The organism is Natrinema soli (assembly GCF_028618695.1).
In genome coordinates this window covers 1-2,444 of the sequence record NZ_JAQIVI010000728.1, presented here as the reverse complement: position 1 = coordinate 2,444, position 2,444 = coordinate 1, and the positions used below count along the sequence as shown (strand labels likewise).

The following is a 2,444-nucleotide window of genomic DNA, read 5'->3' as shown; positions in this document are numbered from 1 at the left end:
CCGCGGCCGCTATCGCGACGGTGCCCTCTCGTGGAACGAGCCCGTCACGCCCGGCAGTGGCTCGAGTCTGAGCGGCGTCGCCCTCGCCGACGCGTCGGTTGGCTACTGCTGCGATACGAACGATAGCGTCTTCGAGACGACCGACGGCGGCGAGTCGTTTTCCCGCGTCGGGCTCGAGGGACCCGACGGCACGCTCGAGACCCTCGCAACGCTGGGGCGAGGCGATTGTTTCGTCAGCGACGACAGCGGCATCGTGCACCGCTACGACGGGGCGACGTGGACGCCCGAACGGGTCGGCGACGAAGCGATCTGTGGCATCGCTCGTCGCGAGGGAGAGACGATCGTCTGCGACGCGGACGGAGCGATCTACGAGCGGACTCCGACGACCGACTGGGAACGAGTCGACGTGGTCGCACCGGAGTCGCTGCTGGCCGTCTCGGTCGATCCCGACGGCGACCGGGCGGTCGCAGTCGGTGAAAACGGGTCCGTCGTCGAACGGCGGTGAGACCGATCGAGTAGCGCGCGATGGACCGGGGTACGATCGACGGGATACCGGGCCTCGAGGCGAACGAGAGCACAGGGCGTTCGGAACGCTCGAGAGCCGCCAGTCGTCGACTCGAACGCGTTGCTCGAGAGCCGCACTCGTCGAGTGATTCACGGACCTGTCGGATCGGCGTATTCAAGGCGAACCGCCTTTTCACTGCGGGCCGGATATCGAACTATCACGACCGCACAGCGGGACATCGCCCGGTCGACCCGCAGACGGGCGTGAACCGACCTCGATCATGAGTACATCCACGCGAACGACGACGCGATACTCCGTCCGCTCGTTCGAACCCGCCGATCGAGAGACGTTCCTGTCGCTGTACGATACGGTGTTCGGTCACGACAGAAGCACGGAGTGGTTCCGCTGGAAGTTTCGCGAGAATCCATACGCCGATCACGTCCCGATCCTCGTGGCCAGTATCGACGGTGACCCCGTCGGCTACCGGGCCTTCTTCGCTCAGGAGATGCGCATCGACGGGACCGTTCGAACCGCGTTCCAGCCCTGTGACACGATGGTTCACCCGGACCACCGCGGGCGCGGCCTGTTCAGTCGCATGAACGAGCGGGCGATCGAGCGCTACACCGCCGGAGAACCGTCGTTTTTCTTTAACTTTCCAAATGAGAACTCGAAACCCGGTAACCTCTCCGCGGGCTGGCGGGAGATCGGAACGGTTCCCGCCTACTACCGGCCGCAGAACCCCGTCAGCGCCCTCGAGGACAGAATCGGCGTCGCGCCGACTAGCGGAGACGGTCTCGACCGGCGAGCGGCCGACAGCGGTCCGGCCACCGCCGTTACCAATACCCTTCGGGACGCGATCACGACCTCCCACCGAGCCGGCGATCGGCTGCTCGTCGAATCCGACTCCGACCTCGCGGTCGAGTACTACGAGACGCCGCCAGCAGACACGCTCGCGACGATTTACCGACGGTCGATCCCCGGCGCGATCCACACGAACCGGACCGCGGAATTCTATCGGTGGCGGTTCGACAATCCCGCGCACTCGTACCCGACCTACGTCGCCCGACGCGACGGCGACCCGATCGCCGCGCTCGTCGTCTCGAGCGGGGACGAGTACGCCCGAATCGTCGACGCGCTCCCTCGAACGATCGGATCGGAACCCGAGGCGCTCAACCGCCTGCTCGTCTCGGCGCTCGACGACTGCGCGGACCGGAGCTACGTCGAGGCGTTCGGGGAAACGCTGCCCGCGCCGCTCCGATTCCGGTTCTATCCCGATACCCGATTGCCGCTGTCCGCGCTGATCAAGCCGACATCCCGGACGCTCCTCGCGCGGAATCTCGGAGAGGAGATCGACCTCGAGTCGAGTTCGATCGCGTCGTGGACGTTCTCCCGGCTCGATCTGGACACGACCTGAGAGAGCGAGGCGGGCCGCCGGCCGACGACGAGGCCGTCGGAATCGACCACCGTTATTGCCGTCGAACCCGCAGCCACTACCGTGAGCAATCGACGCGCGGGCGACGACCGGCGCGACCGCTGTCGACTGTGTGGTTCGCCGCTCTCGGAGACGGCCGGCGAGTCTACGGTGAGTGATTTCTGTTCGACGGGCTGTCGCGACGTCGCCGCCGAGTTCGGCGCGGGCGATACCGATAGCGTGACCGACAGCGGTGACGTAACTGACGGCGGGACGGACGACACCGATCGAGACGAAATCGTCCGCACCTTCTTCCGAGTCGACGGGATGCACTCCGCGACCTGCGAGGCGTTCCTCGAGGCCGTCGCCGAGGACCGAGACGGCGTGAGCGACGCCGAAGCGAGTTACGTCACGGAGACGGTCCGGGTCGACCACGATCCGGAGCGGGTTTCCGCGGACGCGCTCGAGGACGCGCTGAGCACGGTCGGCTACACGGCGTACCTGCGCGAGGACGCGACCGCCGACGAC

At 66.7% G+C, this 2,444-nt stretch carries 3 protein-coding genes; all 3 read left to right on the top strand.

Annotation, left to right across the window (positions count from 1 at the left end; genetic code table 11):
• The coding region (locus PGX04_RS31070) for a WD40/YVTN/BNR-like repeat-containing protein (protein ID WP_465263861.1) at positions 1-505 on the top strand (505 nt) is incomplete at its 5' end.
• Between the two features lie 280 nt (positions 506-785).
• A complete protein-coding gene (locus PGX04_RS31065) occupies positions 786-1,919 on the top strand; it encodes a GNAT family N-acetyltransferase (protein WP_273742006.1) in 1,134 nt (377 codons plus the stop codon).
• Between the two features lie 81 nt (positions 1,920-2,000).
• On the top strand, positions 2,001-2,444 hold a 444-nt coding region (locus tag PGX04_RS31060), incomplete at its 3' end, for a cation transporter (protein WP_273742005.1).